The sequence below is a fragment of the Sandaracinobacter sp. genome, assembly GCF_041909755.1.
Lineage (GTDB): Bacteria > Pseudomonadota > Alphaproteobacteria > Sphingomonadales > Sphingomonadaceae > Sandaracinobacteroides.
Window position 1 is genome coordinate 1 of record NZ_JAYRCW010000015.1, and the last position, 20171, is coordinate 20171.

General features: G+C 68.9%; 17 protein-coding genes. 4 read left to right on the top strand and 13 right to left on the bottom strand.

All coding sequences use genetic code 11. The features are described 5' to 3' along the window. Positions 1 to 1353, top strand: a 1353-nt coding sequence (locus ACE3O8_RS03800; RefSeq protein WP_374386948.1) for a TonB-dependent receptor, incomplete at its 5' end; no start/stop codon positions are given. Between the two features lie 276 nt (positions 1354 to 1629). Further along, on the top strand, positions 1630 to 2718 hold the full coding sequence (locus tag ACE3O8_RS03805; RefSeq protein WP_374386950.1) for a branched-chain amino acid aminotransferase: 1089 nt from the start codon (positions 1630 to 1632) through the stop codon (positions 2716 to 2718). A 4-nt stretch (positions 2719 to 2722) separates the two neighbouring features. On the opposite strand, the gene ACE3O8_RS03810 is transcribed toward ACE3O8_RS03805, so the two are convergent. From ACE3O8_RS03810 to ACE3O8_RS03820, 3 genes are read right to left on the bottom strand one after another with little or no spacing between them, the layout of a single operon-like run. Further along, positions 2723 to 3661, bottom strand: a complete 939-nt coding sequence (locus ACE3O8_RS03810) for an alpha/beta hydrolase (RefSeq protein ID WP_374386952.1) — start codon at positions 3659 to 3661, stop codon at positions 2723 to 2725. Beyond that, entirely contained in the window at positions 3655 to 4992 is a 1338-nt protein-coding gene (locus tag ACE3O8_RS03815) for a polysaccharide lyase family 1 protein (RefSeq protein WP_374386954.1), read from the bottom strand. Before ACE3O8_RS03815 ends, ACE3O8_RS03810 begins: the two co-directional genes overlap by 7 nt. 6 nt (positions 4993 to 4998) lie before the next feature. Then, entirely contained in the window at positions 4999 to 7914 is a 2916-nt protein-coding gene (locus ACE3O8_RS03820; RefSeq protein WP_374386956.1) for a TonB-dependent receptor, read from the bottom strand. A 299-nt stretch (positions 7915 to 8213) separates the two neighbouring features. On the opposite strand from ACE3O8_RS03820, the gene ACE3O8_RS03825 reads away from it, so the two are divergent. After that, the gene (locus ACE3O8_RS03825) at positions 8214 to 9560 is read left to right on the top strand and encodes a polysaccharide lyase family 1 protein (protein ID WP_374386958.1); all 1347 of its coding nucleotides are present in this window, start codon (positions 8214 to 8216) and stop codon (positions 9558 to 9560) included. Between the two features lie 42 nt (positions 9561 to 9602). Here the strand turns inward: ACE3O8_RS03825 and ACE3O8_RS03830 are convergent, their stop codons facing one another. The 4 genes from ACE3O8_RS03830 to kduI are packed head-to-tail and all read right to left on the bottom strand — an operon-like array spanning position 9603 to position 13644. After that, positions 9603 to 11051, bottom strand: coding sequence for a carboxylesterase/lipase family protein (locus ACE3O8_RS03830; RefSeq protein WP_374386960.1), 1449 nt, complete (start codon positions 11049 to 11051; stop codon positions 9603 to 9605). Continuing rightward, entirely contained in the window at positions 11038 to 12048 is a 1011-nt protein-coding gene (locus ACE3O8_RS03835; protein ID WP_374386962.1) for a sugar kinase, read from the bottom strand. The genes ACE3O8_RS03830 and ACE3O8_RS03835 overlap by 14 nt, the downstream gene beginning before the upstream one ends. Continuing rightward, positions 12045 to 12800 (bottom strand): 2-dehydro-3-deoxy-D-gluconate 5-dehydrogenase KduD, encoded by a 756-nt coding sequence (kduD, locus tag ACE3O8_RS03840; RefSeq protein WP_374386964.1) that lies wholly within the window; start codon positions 12798 to 12800, stop codon positions 12045 to 12047. The genes ACE3O8_RS03835 and kduD overlap by 4 nt, the downstream gene beginning before the upstream one ends. Positions 12801 to 12810: 10 nt before the next feature. Then, the gene (gene kduI, locus ACE3O8_RS03845) at positions 12811 to 13644 is read right to left on the bottom strand and encodes a 5-dehydro-4-deoxy-D-glucuronate isomerase (protein ID WP_374386966.1); all 834 of its coding nucleotides are present in this window, start codon (positions 13642 to 13644) and stop codon (positions 12811 to 12813) included. Positions 13645 to 13803: 159 nt separating this feature from the next. On the opposite strand from kduI, the gene ACE3O8_RS03850 reads away from it, so the two are divergent. Further along, positions 13804 to 14682 (top strand): DMT family transporter, encoded by an 879-nt coding sequence (locus ACE3O8_RS03850; protein ID WP_374386967.1) that lies wholly within the window; start codon positions 13804 to 13806, stop codon positions 14680 to 14682. Between the two features lie 3 nt (positions 14683 to 14685). Here ACE3O8_RS03850 and ACE3O8_RS03855 read toward each other — a convergent pair whose 3' ends face one another. The 6 genes from ACE3O8_RS03855 to ACE3O8_RS03880 are packed head-to-tail and all read right to left on the bottom strand — an operon-like array spanning position 14686 to position 20097. After that, entirely contained in the window at positions 14686 to 15708 is a 1023-nt protein-coding gene (locus ACE3O8_RS03855; RefSeq protein WP_374386968.1) for a LacI family DNA-binding transcriptional regulator, read from the bottom strand. A 37-nt stretch (positions 15709 to 15745) separates the two neighbouring features. Next, a complete protein-coding gene (locus ACE3O8_RS03860) occupies positions 15746 to 16564 on the bottom strand; it encodes a DUF6807 family protein (RefSeq protein WP_374386970.1) in 819 nt (272 codons plus the stop codon). Next, entirely contained in the window at positions 16542 to 17819 is a 1278-nt protein-coding gene (locus ACE3O8_RS03865) for a TRAP transporter large permease (RefSeq protein WP_374386972.1), read from the bottom strand. Before ACE3O8_RS03865 ends, ACE3O8_RS03860 begins: the two co-directional genes overlap by 23 nt. Beyond that, positions 17819 to 18310 (bottom strand): TRAP transporter small permease, encoded by a 492-nt coding sequence (locus ACE3O8_RS03870; RefSeq protein WP_374386974.1) that lies wholly within the window; start codon positions 18308 to 18310, stop codon positions 17819 to 17821. The genes ACE3O8_RS03865 and ACE3O8_RS03870 overlap by 1 nt, the downstream gene beginning before the upstream one ends. Before the next feature lie 3 nt (positions 18311 to 18313). Further along, positions 18314 to 19306, bottom strand: coding sequence for a TRAP transporter substrate-binding protein (locus ACE3O8_RS03875; RefSeq protein WP_374386976.1), 993 nt, complete (start codon positions 19304 to 19306; stop codon positions 18314 to 18316). Beyond that, entirely contained in the window at positions 19303 to 20097 is a 795-nt protein-coding gene (locus tag ACE3O8_RS03880; RefSeq protein ID WP_374386978.1) for a 2-keto-4-pentenoate hydratase, read from the bottom strand. Before ACE3O8_RS03880 ends, ACE3O8_RS03875 begins: the two co-directional genes overlap by 4 nt. Positions 20098 to 20171 lie beyond the last annotated feature (74 nt).

Here is a 20171-nt window from a genome sequence, read left to right on the forward strand (position 1 = left end):
GACGTGGGCGACGACACGCTGAAGTCGGTGACGGCGCTGCGGAAGTTCGACGTTTCGCAGGTGGACATGGATGCCGATTTCTCCGGCGCGGACATCCTGATCCTGGATGAAACCTTCGGCAGCCGCTTCTTCTCTCAGGAACTCACCTACAACGGCCGCATCTCGTCGCTCAGCACTGACTATGTGCTGGGCCTGTTCTTCTCGGACGAGAAGCTGACGATCGGCCGCGTCCTTGATTGGGGCACCCAGGCACAGACCTACTGGAACGTCCTGCTGTCCTCGCAGGGCGTGCCGCCCGGCACCGTGCGCGCCGCGCCCGGCCTGGTCGCCAACGAAGTGATGGCCGGCACCTCCAAGTCCTATGCCGGCTTTGCCCATGCCAACGCCGAACTCGGCGGCGGCTTCAGCCTGCTCGGCGGGATCCGCTATTCCGTCGAGAAGAAGACGGGCTCGTTCGCCTACAACTATTATGATCCGGCCCCGAATGCCGTGTTCCGCGTGCTGGGCGTTTCCCCCGGCCCGGATTATTCCGACAGCCGGACGGACAAGGCCTTCAGCGGCACGGTGGGCGCGCAATACCGGCCCAACGAAGACGTGATGCTCTATGCAACCTACAACCGCGGCTTCAAGGCGGGCGGGGTCAACATGGACTCGAACGGCGGCGGAACCATCCTCAACAACCCGGCCGTCGTGCCCGGGGCCACGCCGCTGGATCCGACCTACAAGCCGGAAACCGTGAACGCCTATGAACTGGGTGCGAAGACGGAATATTGGGGCGGCCGCGCGCGCACCAACGTCTCCTTCTTCTACTACGACATCAGCAACATCCAGGTTGCCCAGTTCGTGGGCCTGCGCTTCACCGTGCTGAACGGCAAGTCGGCGGTGGATTACGGCGTGGAGCTGGAAAACACCTTCAAGCTGACCGACAGCCTGATCCTGAACCTGGACGGCACCTGGATCCCCGAAGCGAAGATCAAGACGGATGCGAACATCGATCCGGTCCTGTCCGACACCCGCTTCCGCTTCGCGCCGGAATTCCAGGGCAATGCGGCGATCAACCTCGATACGCCGCTGAACGATCGCGCCAGCCTTATCGGCCGTGTGCAGTATCAGTACAGCGGGCCGCAATACATCAACACCGCCTCGCTGGCGCGCCATGGCGCCGTCAGCCTGGTGAACGCCAACCTGGGTGTCCGTCTGGACTCCGGTGTCACGGCCGAGCTGTGGGCGCAGAATCTCTTCAACGAGATCTACCCCTCGCAGCTGTTCGCGACCCCGCTGCAGACGGGTGACCAGAACGCCTATCTGGCGCCGCCGCGGACCTTCGGCATCCGCTTCCGCGCCAACTTCTGATGCGTTTCCGGGGCGTGCGATCCGCACGCCCCGGCACGGCGCCGGCCCGGCCGCCCAGATCCCTGACGCGCTGACATCAAGCGTTCCTCCCCCGGAACAGGATCCGTGGCAGCCGGGCCGGACAGCCCCGGCAATCGTTCCGGAAAGGTCCGCTCGACCTGCGAATTAGGGCAAACCCCCTGTCCTATTCTTTGACCAGCCGCCTCGATCGGGTCTATGGCACCCGCGCGAGTCCCCCCTTGCCGTTCCACGGGGGCTCGGATGAGGACATGGACCATGGCATTCAGGCACATCCCGCACCCAGATCCGGTACCGGCAGACCGCCGCGCCCGCCTGCTGGAAGATCCCGGCTTCGGCCAGGTGTTCACGGATCACATGGTCACCATCCGCTTCACCCGGGAAAAGGGCTGGCATGATGCGGAAGTGAAGCCGCGCGGGCCGTTCCTGATCGATCCGGCCGCCGCCGTGCTGCACTATGCACAGGAAATCTTCGAAGGCATGAAGGCCTATCGGACGGCGGGCGGCGAAGTCGCGCTGTTCCGCGCCGGTGCCAATGCCGAGCGTTTCAACGCATCGGCCGCCCGCATGGCCATGCCCGAACTGCCCGTCGACCTGTTCCTGCAAGGGGTGGAGGAACTGGTGCGCATCGACAGGGACTGGGTGCCCGGCGGCGAAGGCAGCCTCTATCTCAGACCGTTCATGTTCTCGGACGAACCCTTCCTGGGCGTGCGCCCCGCGAACAGCTATGTCTTCTGCGTTATCGCCTGCCCGGTCGGCCCCTATTTCAAGGGCGGGGCCAAGCCGCTGAAGCTGTTCGTTTCCGAAGATTACACCCGCGCTGCGCCCGGCGGCACGGGCGCCGCCAAGTGCGGCGGCAATTATGCCGCCAGCCTTGTCGCGCAGGCGGAAGCGGCTGCGAAGGGCTGCGACCAGGTGATCTTCCTGGATGCAGCCGAGCATCGCTGGATCGAGGAACTGGGCGGCATGAACATCTTCTTCGTGTTCGAGGATGGCACCCTCCTCACCCCGCCGCTGGGCGGCACCATTCTGCCCGGCATCACGCGCGACAGCCTGATCCAGCTGGCCCGTGCCGAGGGGCTGACGGTGGTGGAGCGACCCTATTCGCTGGACGAATGGCGGGCGGATGCCGCCAGCGGCAAGCTGACGGAAGCCTTCGCCTGCGGCACGGCCGCCGTCGTCGCCAGCATCGGCGAAGTCGTGGCGGCCTCCGGCGGGTTCCAGATCGCGGGGGCAGCAGCCGGACAGGTCACGACCAAGCTGAAGGCGCTGCTGACCGAGCTGCAGCGCGGCGAACCCGGCGATGAACGTGGCTGGGTGCGCGCCGTTCCGGGCACGCGGGCCTGACCGCCTAAAGCCCGTGCGCGCGGGCGAAGGCGATGAACAGTTCGGGCCAGGCGCCGGCAGGCTTGCCCGGCGCCAGCCCAAAGCCATGGCCGCCCGTTTCGAACAGATGCGTCTCCACCGCGATGCCGCGCGCCTTCAGCGCCTCGCGCAGGCGCAGGCTGTTGCCGGGCGGCACGGCCAGGTCGTCCTCGGCATGGATCAGGATGTGTGGCGGCGCATCGGCCGGCACATTGGCCGACGGGTCGTGCGCGCGCGCCCGTTCCGCTGACGCATCCGCACCGATCAGCCGTTCCCGCGATCCGGCATGGGCCAGCGGCCCGTCCATCGCGATCACCGGATAGATGGGGGCCGCCAGCAGCGGGCGGGCCGACAGATTGTCGATAGCGTCAACCGGCGGCTGGGCGACCAGCGCGAACCTGGCGGCGAGGTCGGCAGCCAGATGCCCGCCCGCCGAAAAGCCCATCACGCCGATGCGCGCCGGATCCAGCCCGAACGCCCCGGCCCTCGCGCGGATGGTGCGGATCGCGCGCTGCGCATCGATCAGCGGCGTGTCGGCGCCGGTTGTCCACCCTTCAGCTGGCAGGCGATAGAAGAGGACGAACGCCGTGACCCCGCGCACGGCCAGCCAGCGCGCCGCTTCGAAGCCCTCGCGGTCGATCACCACCCGCCGATAGCCGCCGCCGGGGCAGATCAGCATTGCAGAGCCGTCGGGCCTTTCCGGGCGGAACACCACCATGCGCGGCGCGGCAATGCCGGAGACTGCCCGGTCCATATGCCCGGCCACCTTGCTGCGCTCCACCACCTGCTCCACGGGCAGCGCCGCCCCCGCGCCGGGCACGCCCATGGGCCACAGCGGGATGGTGTCGGCCGCCGGGCTGAACGCGGCGGTGGGCGCTGCCACCGATGCCAGCAGAGCCGCCAACAGCGTCCGCCGGCTCAGCATGCCGCCGCCAGCGCCGCCAGCCAGACTTCCAGGTTGGTGGTGCCGTCCCCCTTGCGGATTTCGGCGGAATCGGCCCGCTTCGGATCCGTGCCGGCCGACCGTTCAAACGCATCGGGCACGCCGTCTGCATCAGCATCCGGCAGGGGCGTGCCGGATGCCAGCTCGGGCCAGCCTCCCGCCTGCTGCTGGCTATCGATCAGGGCGCCCCTGCCCTGCCGCACCTGCTCGACAAGGGCGGCATCAAGGCTGTCCCGCCGGCAGGAGGCGCCTGCGCCGGCGAGGATGCGTGGGGCGGCGGCAGCGGGCGGGTCCGCTGCGACCGGCCCTGCCGAAACGGGCGCGGCCAGCCGATAGCCGGGGCGATCCGAGCCCTCCACCAGCGACCAGGGGTCTGCCGGTACCACGCCTGCCATGCTGTTGCCGGAAAACCAGGCCGAGGCGCCGGGGTTCTCCTCGCGGAAGGCGAGACGGCCCTTGCTGTCCGGCCCCGGCGAATAGGCGTTGTCGATAAAGCTGTAGCGCGCCCGGCTGCCGCTGTCGCTGTTGTAGCCCGACGCCTTGCCGCCCCAGTTGTGGAACAGGTTGGACCGGAACTCCATCACTGGCCCTTCGGCATCTTCCTCTGGCGACAGATAGTTGCCGGGCCGGGGCATGCGGGCCTGGTGGTTCGCCCAGAGATTGTGGTGGAAGCTGTAGCGGGCGCCCCGGCTGCCGCGCACGAGGCTGCCATAGCCATGGTCGCCCTTCGCATGAACGGAACGGCGCAGGGAATCCGCGATGATCGACCATTGCACCGTCACGTCGCGCGGCGGCTCGCCATCACGCGGGCCGGAAACGGACAGCGTCTCGTCGGTGGACCAGCTGGCCGTCACATGATCGAGGATGATGCGGCTGCCGCCCGCGATCCAGATGGCGTCGCCCTCTCCGCCGGTGTCGCCCCGGCGCACCCGGATGTGGCGCACCACCACATCATCAGCGCGGATCACCAGCCCATGATCGGCCAGCGTCACCCCGCCGCCTGGCGCGGACTGGCCCGCGATCGTCAGGCGCGGCTCGCGGATGACGAGATCGGATTGCAGCCGGATCGTGCCGGACACGTCGAACAGGATGGTGCGCGGGCCCTTTGCCATGATCGCCGCGCGCAGGCTGCCCGGCCCGCTGTCGGCAAGGGTCGTCACCTTCAGCACCACGCCGCCCCGCCCGCCGGCAGAGAGGCGCCCCGCCCCCTCGGCACCCGGAAACGCAACAGGCAGGGCCAGGGGGGGCGGGGAGGCGGCGGCGAGGCTGCCCGGAAGGAGAAGGGCAACCGCCGCCGCCGGCACGCGCACCATTGGGGGTCAGTAGGTGAAGCGCGCGCCGAACATCAGCTGGCGGCCGGTGTGGTGATAGACGACCGGGCTGTTCCGGTCCCGACCGATGAACTGGTCGTTGAACTCGTCGGTCAGGTTGGTGCCCTCGAACGTCAGCTCCAGTTGCTCGGTCAGCTTGTAGCCCAGCTTGAAATCGACGTTCAGCGTGCTGTTCTTGCCTTCGACATCGTTGTTGTTCTGGCCCGGCACCCGTTGCAGGAAGGCGCTGCGATAGCTGGCCGAAACCCGCGCATCGAACTTCGGCCCGTCATAATAGAAGGTGCCGCTCCAGCTTTCCGGCGACAGCCCGATCAGGTCCTCGCGGATGATCGTCTGGTTGGTGGGCGACGTCACATAGTCGATCTTCGAATAGACGCGGGTATAGGCGAACAGCGTGCCGAAATTGGCCCATTTGCCCGGCAGGAAGGTGAAGGGCTGCTGCCAGTTGATCTCGAAGCCCTTCAGCGGCCCGCCTTCGGTGTTCACCGGCGTCGTCACCTGGAACACTTCCTCGCCGGTGAAGTTCGGTGGCAGCAGCGAAAGCGGCAGGCCCGTCTGGTTGTAGGGCACGTTGGTGCGCAGCTGCTGCACGTAGGTGCCGATGTCCTTGTAGAACAGGCCGACGCCGATGAGGCCGCCGTCCTCGAAATAATATTCGAAGCTGGCGTCGAAGGTCGTCGCGCGGAACGGCTGCAGATAGGGGTTGCCCGACGTGATGGTGAGGTTCCCCGTGGTGGAGATGGAACCGCCCGGCGACAGGAAGCCAAGGCTGGGCCGGGCCATCACATTGGCCGCCGCGAAGCGGACATAGAAGTTGGGCTTCACCGCCAGCGACAGGTTCATCGACGGCAGCCAGTCCTCGTATGTCTGGTCCACGGTCACCGCGGTGCCGCCGCCGGCCGCCTGATAGCCGGTCGCGGATTGCTCCGTCTTCACATAGCGCATGCCGACATTGCCGCGCAGCGGCATGCCGAACAGCTCCTTGGCGAAATCGAACTGGAAGTAGAAGCTGGTGTCCTTCTCGGTCACGGCGCGGTTGTTGCCGCGCGCATTGCCGTTGGTGATGCTGGACAGCGTGAAATCGCCAGGGCCGCCGGCGGCGCCGGATTTCAGGCAGTTGCAATAGATGTCGTAGGCGGCGGCCATCTTGTTGAGATCCGGGATCAGCCAGCTGGTCGGCGTGTTCGCCGGCAGGTCCAGGTTGTGGCCGAAGCCCGTCAGCAGCTTCGTCACATCGGCCAGCGTGGTGCCGGCCGGCAGCGCCGTGATCGTGTCGGACTGGTTGACCCGGCGATACTCCCAGGTGTCGAAGCCATATTTCTTGTAGGCGCCGCCCAGCTTCAGGCTGAATTCCTCGGGCACCATGTCCCAGGTCAGGTCCATGCGGATGGTATCGAAGGTGTTGGTCGCGCCCTGCGGCCGGATGCGGATTTCCGAGCCGGTGATCTGCCCGGTCGGGCTGGTGATGAGGCCAAGCCCCGCGCCGCTGTTCGACGTGACGTCGAACGGATAGCTGATCTCCGGCAGGCGGTCGTCGCCGCGGAAGTCGATGCTGTAGCCGTTCACGTTCGCGACATCGAGCGTGGTCGTCGTCTGCACCGGGTTGCGGAAGCGCGAGGACGAGGTGCCGCCCAGCACCGCGAGCTGGAGGTTGTCGGCCAGCTTCTGCTCCCACAGCAGCGTGCCCTGCAGGAACTTGGTGCGCAGCTCGTCGAAGCGCGATTCCGACCGGATATCGACACCGTTGTAGCGGCCATAGAGCAGCCCGCCATTGGCGTCATATTCGGTTTCCAGCACGCTCGTCTGCGACTTGCCGCCCTGGCCGATGTTCCGGCTGAACGAGATGGCCTGCAGGAAATCCTCCTGCCGGGTGGACTTCAGATCGGCATAGAGGATTTCCCCGGTGAATTTCGTGTTGTCCGACGGCTCGAACTGGATGGCGCCGGTCAGGCCGATGCGCTGCTGGTCGTGGGTGAGGCGACCATAGCGCGGCAGGCGGGGATGGAAATTGGCGGCGCTGCTGGCGGCCTGATAGGCCGCGACATTCGCCGGCGTGTTGGGCAGGCGCGGCGTGCCTGTCGCCGCCGCGCCGCAGGTGGCGCCGGTGTTGGGCACCACGGGCGTCACGCCGGTGGGGGAGCAGAAGCCGCCCGACGACGGGCCGTTGTCATAGCGGACGGAGCTGAAGCCTTCCTCGAACAGCTTGCGCTTCGAATAGGCGCCCGACACCAGGATGCCCAGCTTGCCGTCGAAGAAGGTCTTGGAGATGAGCGCGGAGGCGCGCGGCGTCAGATCCTTCGACAGGTCGTTCCAGACGAGGTTGCCGCCCACCGCGAAGGCGAAATCGTCATAGTCGAACGGCCGGGCGGTCTGCAGATCGACCGTGGCGCCCAGCGAGCCTTCCTCCACATCGGCCGACGCGCTCTTGCGCACCGTGATCTGGCTGAACAGTTCCGAGGCGAACACGTTGAAGTCGAACCCGCGCGAGCGGTTCGAACCGCCCGAGCTGTCGGTGCCGCCCGTCGTCGCCAGCGCCTCGATCCCGTTCAGGCGGACGCGGGTGAATTCAGGCCCCAGGCCGCGGACGGAGATCTGCCGGCCTTCGCCCGCGTCGCGGTCGATCGTCACGCCGGGAATGCGCTGCAGCGATTCCGCAAGGTTGGTGTCCGGGAAGGCGGCGATGTCCGTCGCCTTGATCACGTCCACCATCGCGGTTTCGTCGCGCTTCACGTTCAGCGCGGCATCCAGAGAGGCGCGGAAGCCGGTGACGACGATATCCTCCGCCGATGCGGCGGCGCCGTCGGCTGCCGGCGTGGTCTGCGCCCAGGCGGCATTGGCGGCAAGCGCCAGGGCGACGGCAGTGCCGAGGCGCGCACCCCGGACGATCATGGCAGGACGGTTCATGCTTCACTCTCCCCTAAACTGGTCCGGCCTTGTCAGGAACGGCATGACACCGGTGGCAATTCCGGTCGCAAGTCTGGCGAAGAGTGGAAATCAGCCCCGATTCGGCCGCTTCCTGTCTGGTGGACCCCCCGGCCTCCCGCCGGAAAATCCGCTCCTCCCTCTACGCCGCCTGTTCGCGGTCATTCTCGGTTTGTCACGCCGGTTGCCCTGAAGTAACCGGTGTCATAAGGACATTGAGACAGCTGCGAGCCGCTGTCAAGACACGCATGATGCCGTAAAAGGCACGGGGGAGGACATTGATGAAAGCTGTGGCATTTCTGCTTGGCCTGCTGATCGCGGCGCCGTCCGTGCAGGCGGCGCAGGCTTTCCCGGGCGCCGTCGGGGCGGCGGCCGAAACGCCGGGTGGGCGCGGCGGGCGCATCCTGCGCGTCACCACGCTGGCGGCCGACGGCCCCGGCAGCCTGAAGGCCGCAATCGCGGCGAAGGGCCCGCGAATCATCGTCTTCGAAGTCGGCGGCGTGATCGACATGGGCCGCACCGTCCTCGACATCCGCGAGCCCTATCTCACCATCGCCGGGCAGACGGCGCCGTCGCCGGGCATCACCCTCATCCGCACCGGCATCGACCTGAAGACGCACGACGTCGTGATCCGCCATATCCGCGTCCGCTCGGGCGTCGACGGGCAGGGGCCGGACAGCGGCTGGGATCCCGACGCGCTCTCCACCATCGCCGCGCGCAACGTGATCGTCGATCATTGCACCTTCAGCTGGGGGATCGACGAGAATCTCTCGGCCTCCGGCCCCCGCTTCAAGGGCCGCACGCCGGATGAATGGCGGGCCGGCACCAGCAACCGCATCACCTTCAGCTACAATCTCCTGTCTGAGGGGCTTGCCGACGCCAGCCACCCGAAGGGCGAGCACAGCAAGGGGACGCTGATCCACGACAACGCCACCGACATCCTGATCTGGCGCAATGTCTATGCCCACAATGTGGAACGGAACCCGCTGCTGAAGGGCGGGGTGAAGGCCTCGGTCGTCAACAACCTGATCTATGATCCGGGCCGGCGCGCCATCCACTATAACCTGATGGCGCTGGAATGGGCCGGTCAGCCCTACCAGACCGGCGAGCTGTCTGCCGTGGGCAATGTGTTGCGCGGCGGCCCCTCCACCGCGCCCGGCCTGCCCTTCCTGATGCTGGGCGGCGACGGCGACCTTCTCTATCACGGCCGCGACAATCTCGCCGTGGACTGGACGGGCGCGCCCCTTCCCCCGTTCGGCCGCTATGGCGAAACGCAGGCGAAGCTGATCGACTCCGCCCGCCCCGTCAGCTGGCCCGCCGGTCTTCCTGTCCTCGCGGCGCGCGATGTCGAAACCCATCTTCTCGCCAACGCGGGCGCCCGTCCGTGGGATCGGGACATGCACGACCTGCGCGTGCTGTTCTTCATCGCCGAGGGCCGGGGCGAGATCATCGACAGCGAAAGCGAGGTCGGCGGCTTCCCGAAGATGGCGCAAACCCGCGCGCCCTTCATCGAGGCGGACTGGAACCTCGATACGATGGAGCCGAAATCCGGCCTCTATCCGGGCCAGAAAGGCCCCATCCAGGAGCCGCTGTCCGCCCGCGACCGGGCCATGCGGCAGCAACCCTAGGAGGTTCGCGCCACGGTCAGTTCAACCGGCGCGGCGCATGCCTCAGCTGCCGGGCTGAACATAGGGCACGCGCGCGAACAGCTCCCGCTCGAACGCGCGGGGGTTGTTCTCCACCCGCGCCGCCTGATCGAAGATCATCGTCGCCCGATCCGGCAGGCGATGGGGCGGCCAGCCCGGATCGCCGGTGTGGGCGAAGCGCATCAGCGCCGCCATCATGGCGTCGCGCACCGGAAAATCGGCCAGGTCCGCCGTGGTGCCGAACAGCAGCGGAATGTCGTCCATATGGGCCGCCTCGCGCCAGTCCAGCTGATAGACATGGGCCGGCGCGCCCGCCCTTGCCCGTTCCTCCGCCTCGATGATCTGGCCGCGCCAGCTGCGGGCGGCGGTGGTGGCGCGGATGAACAGCGTGTCGGGCGTGATGGCGGGCGCGTGGGCGCGGAACTGCGCGATCACCCAGTCCGGGTCGATATCCACCTTCAGTTCCGGCCCCAGCCGGGCGGGCAGGTTTCCCCAATCCAGCCCGGCGCGCTTGGGATGGCCCCGCGGGAAAAAGGCGCGCGTTTCGGCAATGGTGTTGCCCAGCACCAGCGGAATGGGCAGCGCGGCCGGATCGGCATCGGGAAAGAACGGATGCCGCGGCAGGTGGCGCATATCCAGCACCGGCCCGAAATAGAGCGCGCCGCCGAGAACGGGATCCACCGCATCCAACGCCGCCACCAGCCGCTCCATGGCAAGCGTCGCGGGATCGCCGTCCAGCTTCGCCAGATAGGCCGTCGCCCGGCGCGCGGCGTTCTGCGGGCCTTGGGCGGTGACCTGCTGCCCGCTCATCGTCCAGCCCCGCCGGAACAGCCCCCGCGCGGCGGGCATGGACATCAGCGTGATGATCTTTGCCCCGCCGCCCGATTGGCCGAACAGCGTGACATTGCCGGCGTCACCGCCGAACGCCCCGATATTCGCCTGCACCCAGCGCAGCGCAAGCAGCAGATCCAGCTGCCCGGCGTTCGCCGCGTCGGGAAAACCCGGAAGCCGCAGATAGCCCAGCGCGTTCAGCCGGTGGTTCACCGTCACCACCACGCAATCCTTCGCTGCCAGCGCCGCCCCGTCCACGCGCGGCTCCGCCACGGTTCCGGTCGAATAGGCCCCGCCATGGAAATAGACGAGCACGGGCCGCCGCGCCGCATCCGCCGCCGGGGTCCAGATGTTCAGGAACAGGCAGTCCTCGCTCTGCGGGGCAACGGGGCCGCGCTGCGGCGCGGAAGGGGCGAAGCGGTCCGCCGCCTGAATTTCGCGCAAGGGGGCGGATGCAACGGGGGCCTGAAACCGCGCCGCCTGCCCATAGCGGATGCCCCGAAATGCGCGCACCCCCTGCTCCGTCGTGCCGCGGAACCGGCCCGCGGGCGCTTCGACGTCAAGGGCCGTTGCCTTCAGCGCGACGGGCGAAGCGGCGATCCCCGCAAGGACACTGCGCCGGCTGACTTCAGCGGCGCACATCGCGCGCGCCGGCGCGGAACGCCTCGATGTCGGCCGGGCCGAACAGGCTCGCATCGCCCGGCAGGCTGTGCTTCAGCGCCGTCAGCGCCAGCCCCCATTCGGCGGCCTCCGCCACATCATGCCCGCGATCCAGAGCCGCGAGAACGCCGGCGGCAAAGGCATCGCCCGCGCCGATCCGGTCCACGATGCCGGACACCAGCACCTCGTCCGTCTGGTGGCCGCCCTCGCGCGTGTCGATCCGCGCGGAAATGCCGTGCCGGTCCGCATCAAGGGCATGCCGCGCGGTGGAAGCCATCAGCTTCAGCTTCGGAAAGGCCGCGAAGGCGCGTTCAGCCGCCGTCCGACGCCGCGCCGCGCCCTCGCCGGGCACCGGCTGCCCCAGCAGCAGGCCGATGTCCTGGTGGTTGCCGAACAGGATGTCGGCCTTCCCCACCAGCCGGGTCAGGATGGATTTCGGGTCGCTGTCCCACGCCTCCCACAGCCGGGCGCGGTAGTTGCCGTCGAAGCTGATCGCCACGCCGGCCGCCTCGGCCGCGTCGGCTGCCTCCAGCGCCAGCGCGGCGCTGCCCGGCCCCAGCGCGGGTGTGATTCCCGAAAGGTGCAGGCGCGACGCCCCCTTCAGCAGGGCGGCCCAGTCGAACCTGCCAGGCCCCGTCCGCGCAAAGGCGCTGTCGGCCCGGTCATAGAGGATGTCCGACGCACGCAGCCCTGCGCCCGGCGTCAGCACATAAAGGCCCATGCGCCCCGGCGCCTCGATCACGCCGCGCGCATCCACCCCGGCGGCCGCCAGATGCGCGATCGCCCGCTGGCCGAAGGCGTTGGCGGGCACGGCCGACACCATCGCGGTGTCTGCCCCCAGCATCGCCATGCCCACGGCCACATTCGCCTCGGCCCCGCCGACATGCACGTCCAGCGCGGGCGTCGTCGTCAGCAGCTGCCTGCCCGTGGCGGACAGCCGCACCAGCAGTTCGCCCAGAAAGACGGTGCGGGCCGTCATCGCGCCAGCCATCCGCCGTCGACGGCGAGGACATGGCCCGTCACATAGTCGGACGCGGGCGACGCGAGGAAGATGGCGGCGCCCGCGATATCGGCGGGCATGCCCCAGCGGCCGGTCGGGATGCGCTCCAGGATCTGCCGGTTCCGGGTCTCGTCGCCCTGCAGCGCGGCGGTGTTGTTGGTGCTGATATAGCCGGGCGCGATGGCGTTCACCTGCACGCCCATGGGCGCAAGTTCGTTCGCCATCGCCTTGGTGACGCCGCCGACGCCCGATTTCGCCGCCGCATAGCTGGGCACGCGGATGCCGCCCTGGAAGGTCAGCAGCGAGGCGATGTTGATGATCTTGCCCGATCCGCGCGCCGCCATGTGGCGGGCCGCCGCCTGGCTCAGGAAGAACAGCGTCTTCAGATTGGTGTCCATCACGGCGTCCCAGTCGGCCTCGCTGAACCGGAGCAGATCATCGCGGCGGATGATGCCGGCGTTGTTCACCAGCACGTCGATCCGGCCCAGCCCGGCCAGCGCCTCGTCCACCACGCGCGCGCAGGGCTCGATGGTGGAGAGGTCAGCCCGGATGTTCACCGCCTTGCGGCCAGCCGCCGCGATCAGCGCCAGCGTCTCAGACGGTTCACTGCGCCCCGCGACCGCCACGTCGGCGCCGGCCTCTGCCAGCGCCACCGCGATCGCCTGCCCGATCCCGGTGTTGGCGCCGGTGACGAGCGCGGCCTTGCCCTCCAGGCTGAACGAAATCGCCATGTCGGCTTCCCTACTTCAGCTGGCAGATGTCGAGGACGTTCATGTCGGTATAGTCGAGGTTCTCGCCCCCCATCGCCCAGATGAAGGCATAGGATTTCGTGCCCGACCCCATGTGGATCGACCAGGGTGGCGAGATAACCGCCTCCTCGTTGCCGATCAGGATGTGGCGCATGCCGTCCGGCTCGCCCATGTAGTGGAACACCCGGTCATCCCCCTCCAGATCGAAGTAGAGATAGATCTCGCTGCGCCGGTCGTGAAGGTGCGGCGGCATGGTGTTCCAGACGCTGCCGGGCTGCAGCACCGTCAGGCCCATCAGCAGCTGGCACGAATCGCACACGCCGGGAATCACCAGCTGATAGATGGTGCGATGGTTCGATGTCTCCAGCCCGCCGCGCTCCAGCGGATTGGCCTCTGCCATGGTGATGCGCTTCAGCGGCAGCACCTTGTGGGCCGGAAGGCTCGCCAGGTAGAAGCGCGCACCCTCGCCTTCGAAGCGCACCTCCACCGAGCCCATCGGCACATAGAGCGCTTCCTTGTTCGCCAGTTCGAACCGCTGGCCATCGACCGTGACGGCACCCGGCGCACCGATGTTCACCACGCCCAGCTCGCGCCGCTCGAGGAAGGGCTTGCCCGCTGCGCTCTGCGGAACCTGCTGCAGCGGCAGCTGCACCGGCCCGCCGTCGGGCACTGCGCCGCCAATCACGAACCGCTCGTTGTGGCTGTAGTTCAGCACCACCTTGCCGGGCACGAACATGCCCTGCACCAGGTATCGGTCGCGCAGCTGCTGGTTCGCCGCGCCGTCCATCATGTCGGGATGGGTGGCCTGAAAGACCTTGTCGAACATCGGAATCTCCCCATGGATTTGCAACATGGTAACCGGTGTCAGAGTCCGGTTCAAGGGGCATGGCGAGGCGCAGGGCCGATCGCTATGCTGCGCGCACGGGAACGGAGGGCCGAAGGGATGAAGGGCATGAAGGCCGAATGCCGGTGCGGCCGCAGCTGAATGGCCGCGCGCCCCGGAACCACGACCCCGGCGGGATCGCAAGGCCTCGCCATCGCGGCCGCACTCGGCGCGCTCATTTCGCTGCAGACAGGCGCGGCCTTCGCCAAAACGCTGTTCCCGGCCGTCGGGGCCGAAGGCGTGGCGGCCCTCAGGATCGGGCTGGCCGCGATCCTGCTGGGCCTTGCGCTGCGGCCGTGGCGGCTGCGGCTGGACGCGGCGGGCTGGCGCAACCTGTTCGCCTATGGCGCGATGCTGGGGCTGATGAACATCCTCATCTACCGCGCCTTCGCCACCATCCCGCTCGGCATCGCCATCTCCATCGAGGTGCTCGGCCCGCTCGGCGTCGCGCTCCTCGCCTCGCGCCGGGGGCTGGACCTGCTGTGGATCGCGCTGGCGCTTGCGGGGCTCGTGCTGCTGCCGCGGGGCGCGGGGGAAGCCGGGCTGGACTGGCGCGGCATGGGCTTCGCGCTGGCGGCGGCGCTGTGCTGGGGCGTCTATGTCGCGGTCGGCGGCAGGGTCGCGCATCTGGGCGGGCAGGGCGTGGCGGCGGGCATGGCGATCGCGGCGCTGCTGGTGGTGCCGCTGGGCGCCGCCCATGCCGGCCGCGCGCTGCTCACGCCCGACGTGCTGGCGACCGGCCTCGTCATCGCGCTGCTGTCCAGCGCCCTGCCCTTCCTGCTGGACATCCATGCGCTGAGGCGGCTGCCGCAGAAGCTGTTCGGCGTGCTGATGAGCGCGTCGCCCGCCGTCAGCGCGCTGGCCGGGCTGCTGGTGCTGGGGGAAGCGCTGCACCCGCTGCAATGGGCCGGAATTGCCGCGATCACCGCCGCCTGCGCCGGCAGCGCGCTGGCGGGGGCCCGCGCCGCCCGCCCGGACTAGCGCTCAGCCGCGCGGCGGGGCGGCCGACGCCCGGCGGATGAGCGAGGAGAGGAACAGCGAGGGCTCCTCCACCGCCTCGCCCTCCATGCCGCCCACCAGCTTCAGCGCGGCAGACCGCGCCATGGTGGCGACAGGCCAGCGCACCGTCGTCAGCGGCGGCCAGATATGCGCGGCAAGGCTGGTGTCGTCGAAGCCGACGATGGACAGGTCGGCCGGCACGTCCAGCCCGCGCTGGCGCGCCACATGCAGCACGCCCGCCGCCATCTCGTCGTTCGAACAGAAAATGGCCGTCGGCCTCGGCAGCAGGTCCAGCAGCCGCTCGCCGGCCTGCAGCCCGCTCTCGAAGGTATAGGTGCCGTCGGCGATCAGGCTGCGCGGCTGGCTGATGCCGGCGGCTTCCAGCGCCGCCTCGAACCCGGCGCGCCGCTCCGCGGCCGAGCGGAACCCATGCGGCCCCTGCACCAGCCCGATGCGGCGATGCCCCATCTCGATCAGATAGGTCACGGCCTCCTTCACCGCCTCCCGGTCGTTGGAGGCGACCATGTGATCCGGCCCGTCCAGCATCGCGGACCCCATGCGCACATAGCGGCAGCCGATGGACACGCACAGCTGGGCCAGCGCGTCATTCTCGGAAATCGGGGGCAGCAGCAGCACGCCATAGGGGCGCTGCCGTTCCAGGAAGGCGCGCACATCCTCCAGCATGGTGGGCGATCCGCGATCCACCGGCCGCACGATCAGCTCGAACTCCGTCCCGCGCAGCACTTCCAGGATGCCGCGCTGCACGCGCAGCACCGTCTGCGCATTTGGATTGTCGTGAACCAGGCCGATCAGGAAGTTGCGGCGCAGCGCCAGCGCGCGGGCCTGCGGGTTCGGCACATAGCCAAGCTCCGCGATCACCGCCTCCACCCGGGCGCGGGTGTCGTCGTTCAGCAGCGGCGACTGGTTGATGACCCGGCTCACCGTCTTCTTGGACACGCCGGCCTCTCGGGCCACGTCGTTGATGGTGGGCTGCCGGCTCTTCTTCATCTTCAGGCAGATAGCCTCCCCGTTCGCCGCGCGCCAGTCAGGGCTCAACCACCAGCTTCAGCCCCAGCCGCACCGTGCGGCCCATGGGCAGCGAAACCGGCTGCGGCCCCGGCCACACGCAATTCTGCATCGAATGTTCGCGCCGCAGCACCCACATCGTCACCGGCGCGCCATCTGCGGTGCAGGCCATCCGCACGGCGACGACGGGAACGGGCGTGCCGGCATCCCAGGTCATCCGAACGTCCGGCCCGGCCGCCACAGGCCCCACGGCCGGCGCCACCACCCGGCCGCCGCCCTCGAACCGCAGACGGTCCGAATGGACCAGCCGCAGCGAGAGGCCGCCATAGCCCTTGTCGTCGGGGCTGCCGCCCAGCGACAGGCCGGGCACCAGCGGGGTCAGCCCCAGATCCAGCGTCATCGTCGTGCCGGTCACCCGCGCCGACAGCCGTTCTTCCAGCACATCGTCGCCGTCCACCCGCCAGCGGCCCACCGCCTCCAGCCGGGTGCCGTCGTGGCTGCGCGAAACGCCCATGCTGCGGAACTTCAGGCCCGTCATCAGCCAGCTGTTCGCGGCGGGCTTGCCATCCACCAGCACCTGCCGCCAGGCCCAGAACAGGCCGCGATGATGCACATGGTCGGCCGGAAACAGCTCTGTCAGCGGCCCGCCCGGCATGGACAGCGGATGGAAATAATGGCCCGGCGGATTGGCCCCGGCCTTCTCCAGCGCCTCCACCTTGCCGGCTTCCGCCACGAACAGGGCCTGAAGCCCCCGCGCGGTGCCGATCGAAACGGGCGCAGGCGTCGCGGCCGCCGCCGACGCCGCCAGCAGCAGGCTAGAGAAGGGCAGGCAGCGCAAGCGACAGCCAGGGCACGAAGGTGACGAGCAGCAGCACGGCCATGCAGGCCACATAGAAGGGCCAGATGGTCTTCATCGCCGTTTCGACTGGCACCTTCGCAATCCCCGTTCCCACGAACAGAACCGATCCCACGGGCGGGGTGATAAGCCCGATCCCGCAGGTCAGGATCATGATCACGCCGAAATGCACCGGGTCAATCCCATAGGCCTTCACCACCGGCAGGAAGATGGGCGTGCCGATGATCAGCAGCGGCGCCATGTCCATGAAGGTGCCCAGGATCAGCAGGATCAGGATGATCAGCAGCAGCACGACAACCGGCTGATCGGTCATGCCCTTCAGCAGGTCCACCATGGCGGCAGGGATTTCCAGCAGCGCCATCAGCCAGCCGAAGGCCCCGGCCGCGCCGATCACGAACAGCACCCGCGCCGCCGTGCCCGCAGCGCCCGTCGCCGCCTTCGCGAACGAAGCCGGGCCCAGCTGGCGATAGACGAGGCCGGTGATCAGCGTGGCATAGACAACGGCGACCGACGCGCTTTCGACAGCCGTGAAGATCCCGGCCCGGATGCCGACGAAGATGATCATCACCAGCATCAGGCCGGGGATCGCGGCCACGCCAGTCCGCGCGACGGCCCGCCAGCCGGGGAACGGCAGCGAGGGATAGTCGCGCCGCCGCGCGATCAGCCAGGTCGTCACCATCAGCGCCACGGCCAGCAGCCCCGCCGGCAGCAGGCCCGCCGCGAACAGGTCGGTGATGGAAATCCGCCCCCCGGCCGCCGCCGAATAGAGGATCATGTTGTGCGAGGGCGGCACCAGCAGCGCCACCAGCGCCGCCGTGATCGTGACGTTCACGGCGAAGTCCGCGCCATAGCCTTTCTTCACCATCTGCGGGATCATCGTACCGCCCACGGCCGACACGTCCGCGATGGCCGATCCCGAAACCCCGCCGAACAGCGTGGAGCCCACGACGGCCACCTGCCCCAGTCCGCCCTTCACATGGCCGACGAGCGCCGTCGCCAGCGCGATCATCCGGTCAGACAGGCCGCCGCGCAGCATCAGTTCGCCGGTGAAGATGAACAGCGGGATCGCCAGCAGCGCCACGCTGCCCACGTCCGACCCCATCTTCAGGAAGATGGCGATCAGCGGCAGCCCCAGCACCAGCGCCGTCGCAACGCACGACGCCAGCAGCGCGAACCCCACGGGCACGCCCAGCAGCAGCGCGGCCGCGAACACCAGGAACAGCGTCCACACCGCCATCATTCCGTCTCCTGCGGGCGAGGCCCGCCGCCAAGGATGCGCTCCAGCGCGAAGATCAGGATCAGCAGCCCGCCAAGCGCCAGCCCCAGGAAACGCAGGCCGGATGGAACGCCCGCGCCCGCCATCGGCACCGCCCAGTCATCCAGCAGCAGCCGCGTGCCATGGATCGCCATCAGCAGCCCGCTGCCCGCCGCCACCAGCCGCGACAGCAAAGTCAGCCCGGCCCGGCGGGCGGGCGATCCGCCTTCCGCGATCATGCCGAACCGGAAGTGGGTTTCGTGCCGCACCGCGACGGCAGCACCCAGCATCACCGTCAACCCCATCAGGATCAGCGCCAGCGGCTCTGTCCAGCCGGGGGAGGCGTTGAGCACATAGCGGCCGAACACCTGCCAGGCCTGAAGCAGCGCGATGGACACCAGCGTGACGCCCGCCCCGGCGAGGCAGGCGGCCTCCACCTTGTCGAGCAGGCGGCTGAAGGAAGGACGCTGCATGGCTCAGCCCTCTGCCTGGATACGGGAATGGAGGCGGCCGAGAACCGGATCGGCGGTGTAGCGCCGCACCACCGGCTCGACGGCGGCCATGAAGGGGGCGGGATCGGGGCGGTTGATCGCCACCCCGGCCTCCAGCACCGCGCGCCGGGCGTCCGCGACGCGCGCGTCCCAGCTCTGGCGCATCACCTGCACCGACCGGCGGGCGATGTCCTTCAAGAGGTCCCTGTCGGCCGGGGCCAACGCATCGAACGCCGCCTTCGACATCAGCAGCGCGTCCGGGCTGTGGCTGTGCTCCGTCTCTGACCAGAAACGCGCGGTTTCGAAATGGCGGCTGCTTTCGAAGCTGGGCAGATTGTTCTCGGCCCCGTCGATCAGATGGGTTTCCAGTGCCGAGAAGACGCCCCCGAACGACAGCGGCGTGGGGTTCGCCCCCATGGCGGCCAGCGTTTCCAGCACCATGTCCGACAGCGGGCTGCGGATCTTCAGCCCGGCGAGATCGGCCGGCGTGTCGATCGGCCCGCGGATATTGTAGAAGCTGCGCGGCGCGGCATCATAATAGGCCAGGCCCACCAGCCCGCGCCCTTCGAAGATGTTCAGCAGGTCCGTGCCGATGGGGCCATCCACCACCCGGCGCATGTGCGCCGTCGAGCGGAAGGCATAGGGCAGCGCCAGCACCCGGGTTTCCGGGAAGGGATTGTTGAGCGCCGCAACCGCCACCCGGCAGAAGTGGATGGCGTGATAGCGGGCGAAGCCCAGCGTATCATCCTCGGCGCCCAGCTGGCCCGACGGAAACTGCCGGATGCGGATGCGCCCGCCGGTTTCCCGCGCCAGCTCCTCGCCGATCCACCTCACCGCCTCCACCGTGGGATAGCCGGGCGGATGCACATCCACCGCGTCCAGCCGGATGCCGGAATCGGGAACCGAAGGCGCGCCGATCGCAGCGGTCGCCGCGATCCCCGACCCGAGCAGCGCGCGCCGGGTCAAGAGCCCGCTCACGCCGACGCCTCCACCATCGCAACCGCGATGCGCCCGTCGGCGCCGAAATCCGCGACCGCCTGCTGGCCGATCCGCACCTGATGGACACCGGTGGCAGCACCGGTTGAAACCAGCGTCCCGGCGGGCAGCATCGTCCCCATCCGGCCATTGTGGTTCAGCAGCTCCACAAGGGAGCCAAGCGGCCCGCCGGGAATGCCCGCAGCCGCGCCGTCCGCGATCTTCACGCCGTCGATCCACATGGCGCAGCGATGGTCCTCCAGCGCGGCCAGCCCGCCCTCCAGCTCCGGCCCCAGGATCAGCCCGGCATTGTTGCCGAAATCCGAAATGGTGACCAGCGGGCCATGATCGTTGATGCCGGGGAACGGGCTGCCGGCCAGCTCGACACCGATATGGACGGCCGACACCAGATCGGCGGCCTGCGCCGGAACCCAGCCCTCGAACGGGAGCACATCGGCGCCGATCTTCAGCACATATTCCGCCTCGACGGCGGCGAAGCCGTTCGGAATGCAGGGAAAGACCGCAGGCCCGGCCGCTGCTGCCACCACATGCCGGGCAAAGACCGGCCCGAACAGCCGCGAGCGGCCCAGCTGCTGCGCGAAGGGCGGCTGGATCAGCCCGACCTTCCAGCCGGCAACCGCATCGGGCCACAGCGCGATCGCGTCCGCCTGGACGGCATAGGCCTCGGCCTCGGAAAGCGGCCAGGCGCCCGGATAGACAGGCGCCGCACGGGCCTCGCGGCGGGCCGCCACGAACGCGGCCGCGCGCATGTCCGGATGCGGTGCGTCGGCCATCAGCGGCCCACCTTGCGCAGGCGCGCAATGTGCATCTTCAGGGTCACGAAACCTCCCCAGTCCCTTGTTCGGTT

Excerpts from the sequence above, each read along its gene's own strand:
- ACE3O8_RS03835 (WP_374386962.1), bottom strand. The coding sequence starts at position 12,048 with ATGACGGCCCGCACCGTCTTTCTGGGCGAACTGCTGGTGCGGCTGTCC.
- ACE3O8_RS03855 (WP_374386968.1), bottom strand. The coding sequence starts at position 15,708 with ATGAAGAAGAGCCGGCAGCCCACCATCAACGACGTGGCCCGAGAGGCC.
- ACE3O8_RS03870 (WP_374386974.1), bottom strand. The coding sequence starts at position 18,310 with ATGCAGCGTCCTTCCTTCAGCCGCCTGCTCGACAAGGTGGAGGCCGCC.
- kduD (WP_374386964.1), bottom strand. The coding sequence starts at position 12,800 with ATGGCGATTTCGTTCAGCCTGGAGGGCAAGGCCGCGCTCGTCACCGGC.
- kduI (WP_374386966.1), bottom strand. The coding sequence starts at position 13,644 with ATGTTCGACAAGGTCTTTCAGGCCACCCATCCCGACATGATGGACGGC.
- ACE3O8_RS03810 (WP_374386952.1), bottom strand. The coding sequence starts at position 3,661 with ATGCTGAGCCGGCGGACGCTGTTGGCGGCTCTGCTGGCATCGGTGGCA.
- ACE3O8_RS03815 (WP_374386954.1), bottom strand. The coding sequence starts at position 4,992 with ATGGTGCGCGTGCCGGCGGCGGCGGTTGCCCTTCTCCTTCCGGGCAGC.
- ACE3O8_RS03825 (WP_374386958.1), top strand. The coding sequence starts at position 8,214 with ATGAAAGCTGTGGCATTTCTGCTTGGCCTGCTGATCGCGGCGCCGTCC.
- ACE3O8_RS03830 (WP_374386960.1), bottom strand. The coding sequence starts at position 11,051 with ATGTGCGCCGCTGAAGTCAGCCGGCGCAGTGTCCTTGCGGGGATCGCC.
- ACE3O8_RS03820 (WP_374386956.1), bottom strand. The coding sequence starts at position 7,914 with ATGAACCGTCCTGCCATGATCGTCCGGGGTGCGCGCCTCGGCACTGCC.
- ACE3O8_RS03880 (WP_374386978.1), bottom strand. The coding sequence starts at position 20,097 with ATGGCCGACGCACCGCATCCGGACATGCGCGCGGCCGCGTTCGTGGCG.
- ACE3O8_RS03865 (WP_374386972.1), bottom strand. The coding sequence starts at position 17,819 with ATGGCGGTGTGGACGCTGTTCCTGGTGTTCGCGGCCGCGCTGCTGCTG.
- ACE3O8_RS03850 (WP_374386967.1), top strand. The coding sequence starts at position 13,804 with ATGGCCGCGCGCCCCGGAACCACGACCCCGGCGGGATCGCAAGGCCTC.
- ACE3O8_RS03805 (WP_374386950.1), top strand. The coding sequence starts at position 1,630 with ATGGCATTCAGGCACATCCCGCACCCAGATCCGGTACCGGCAGACCGC.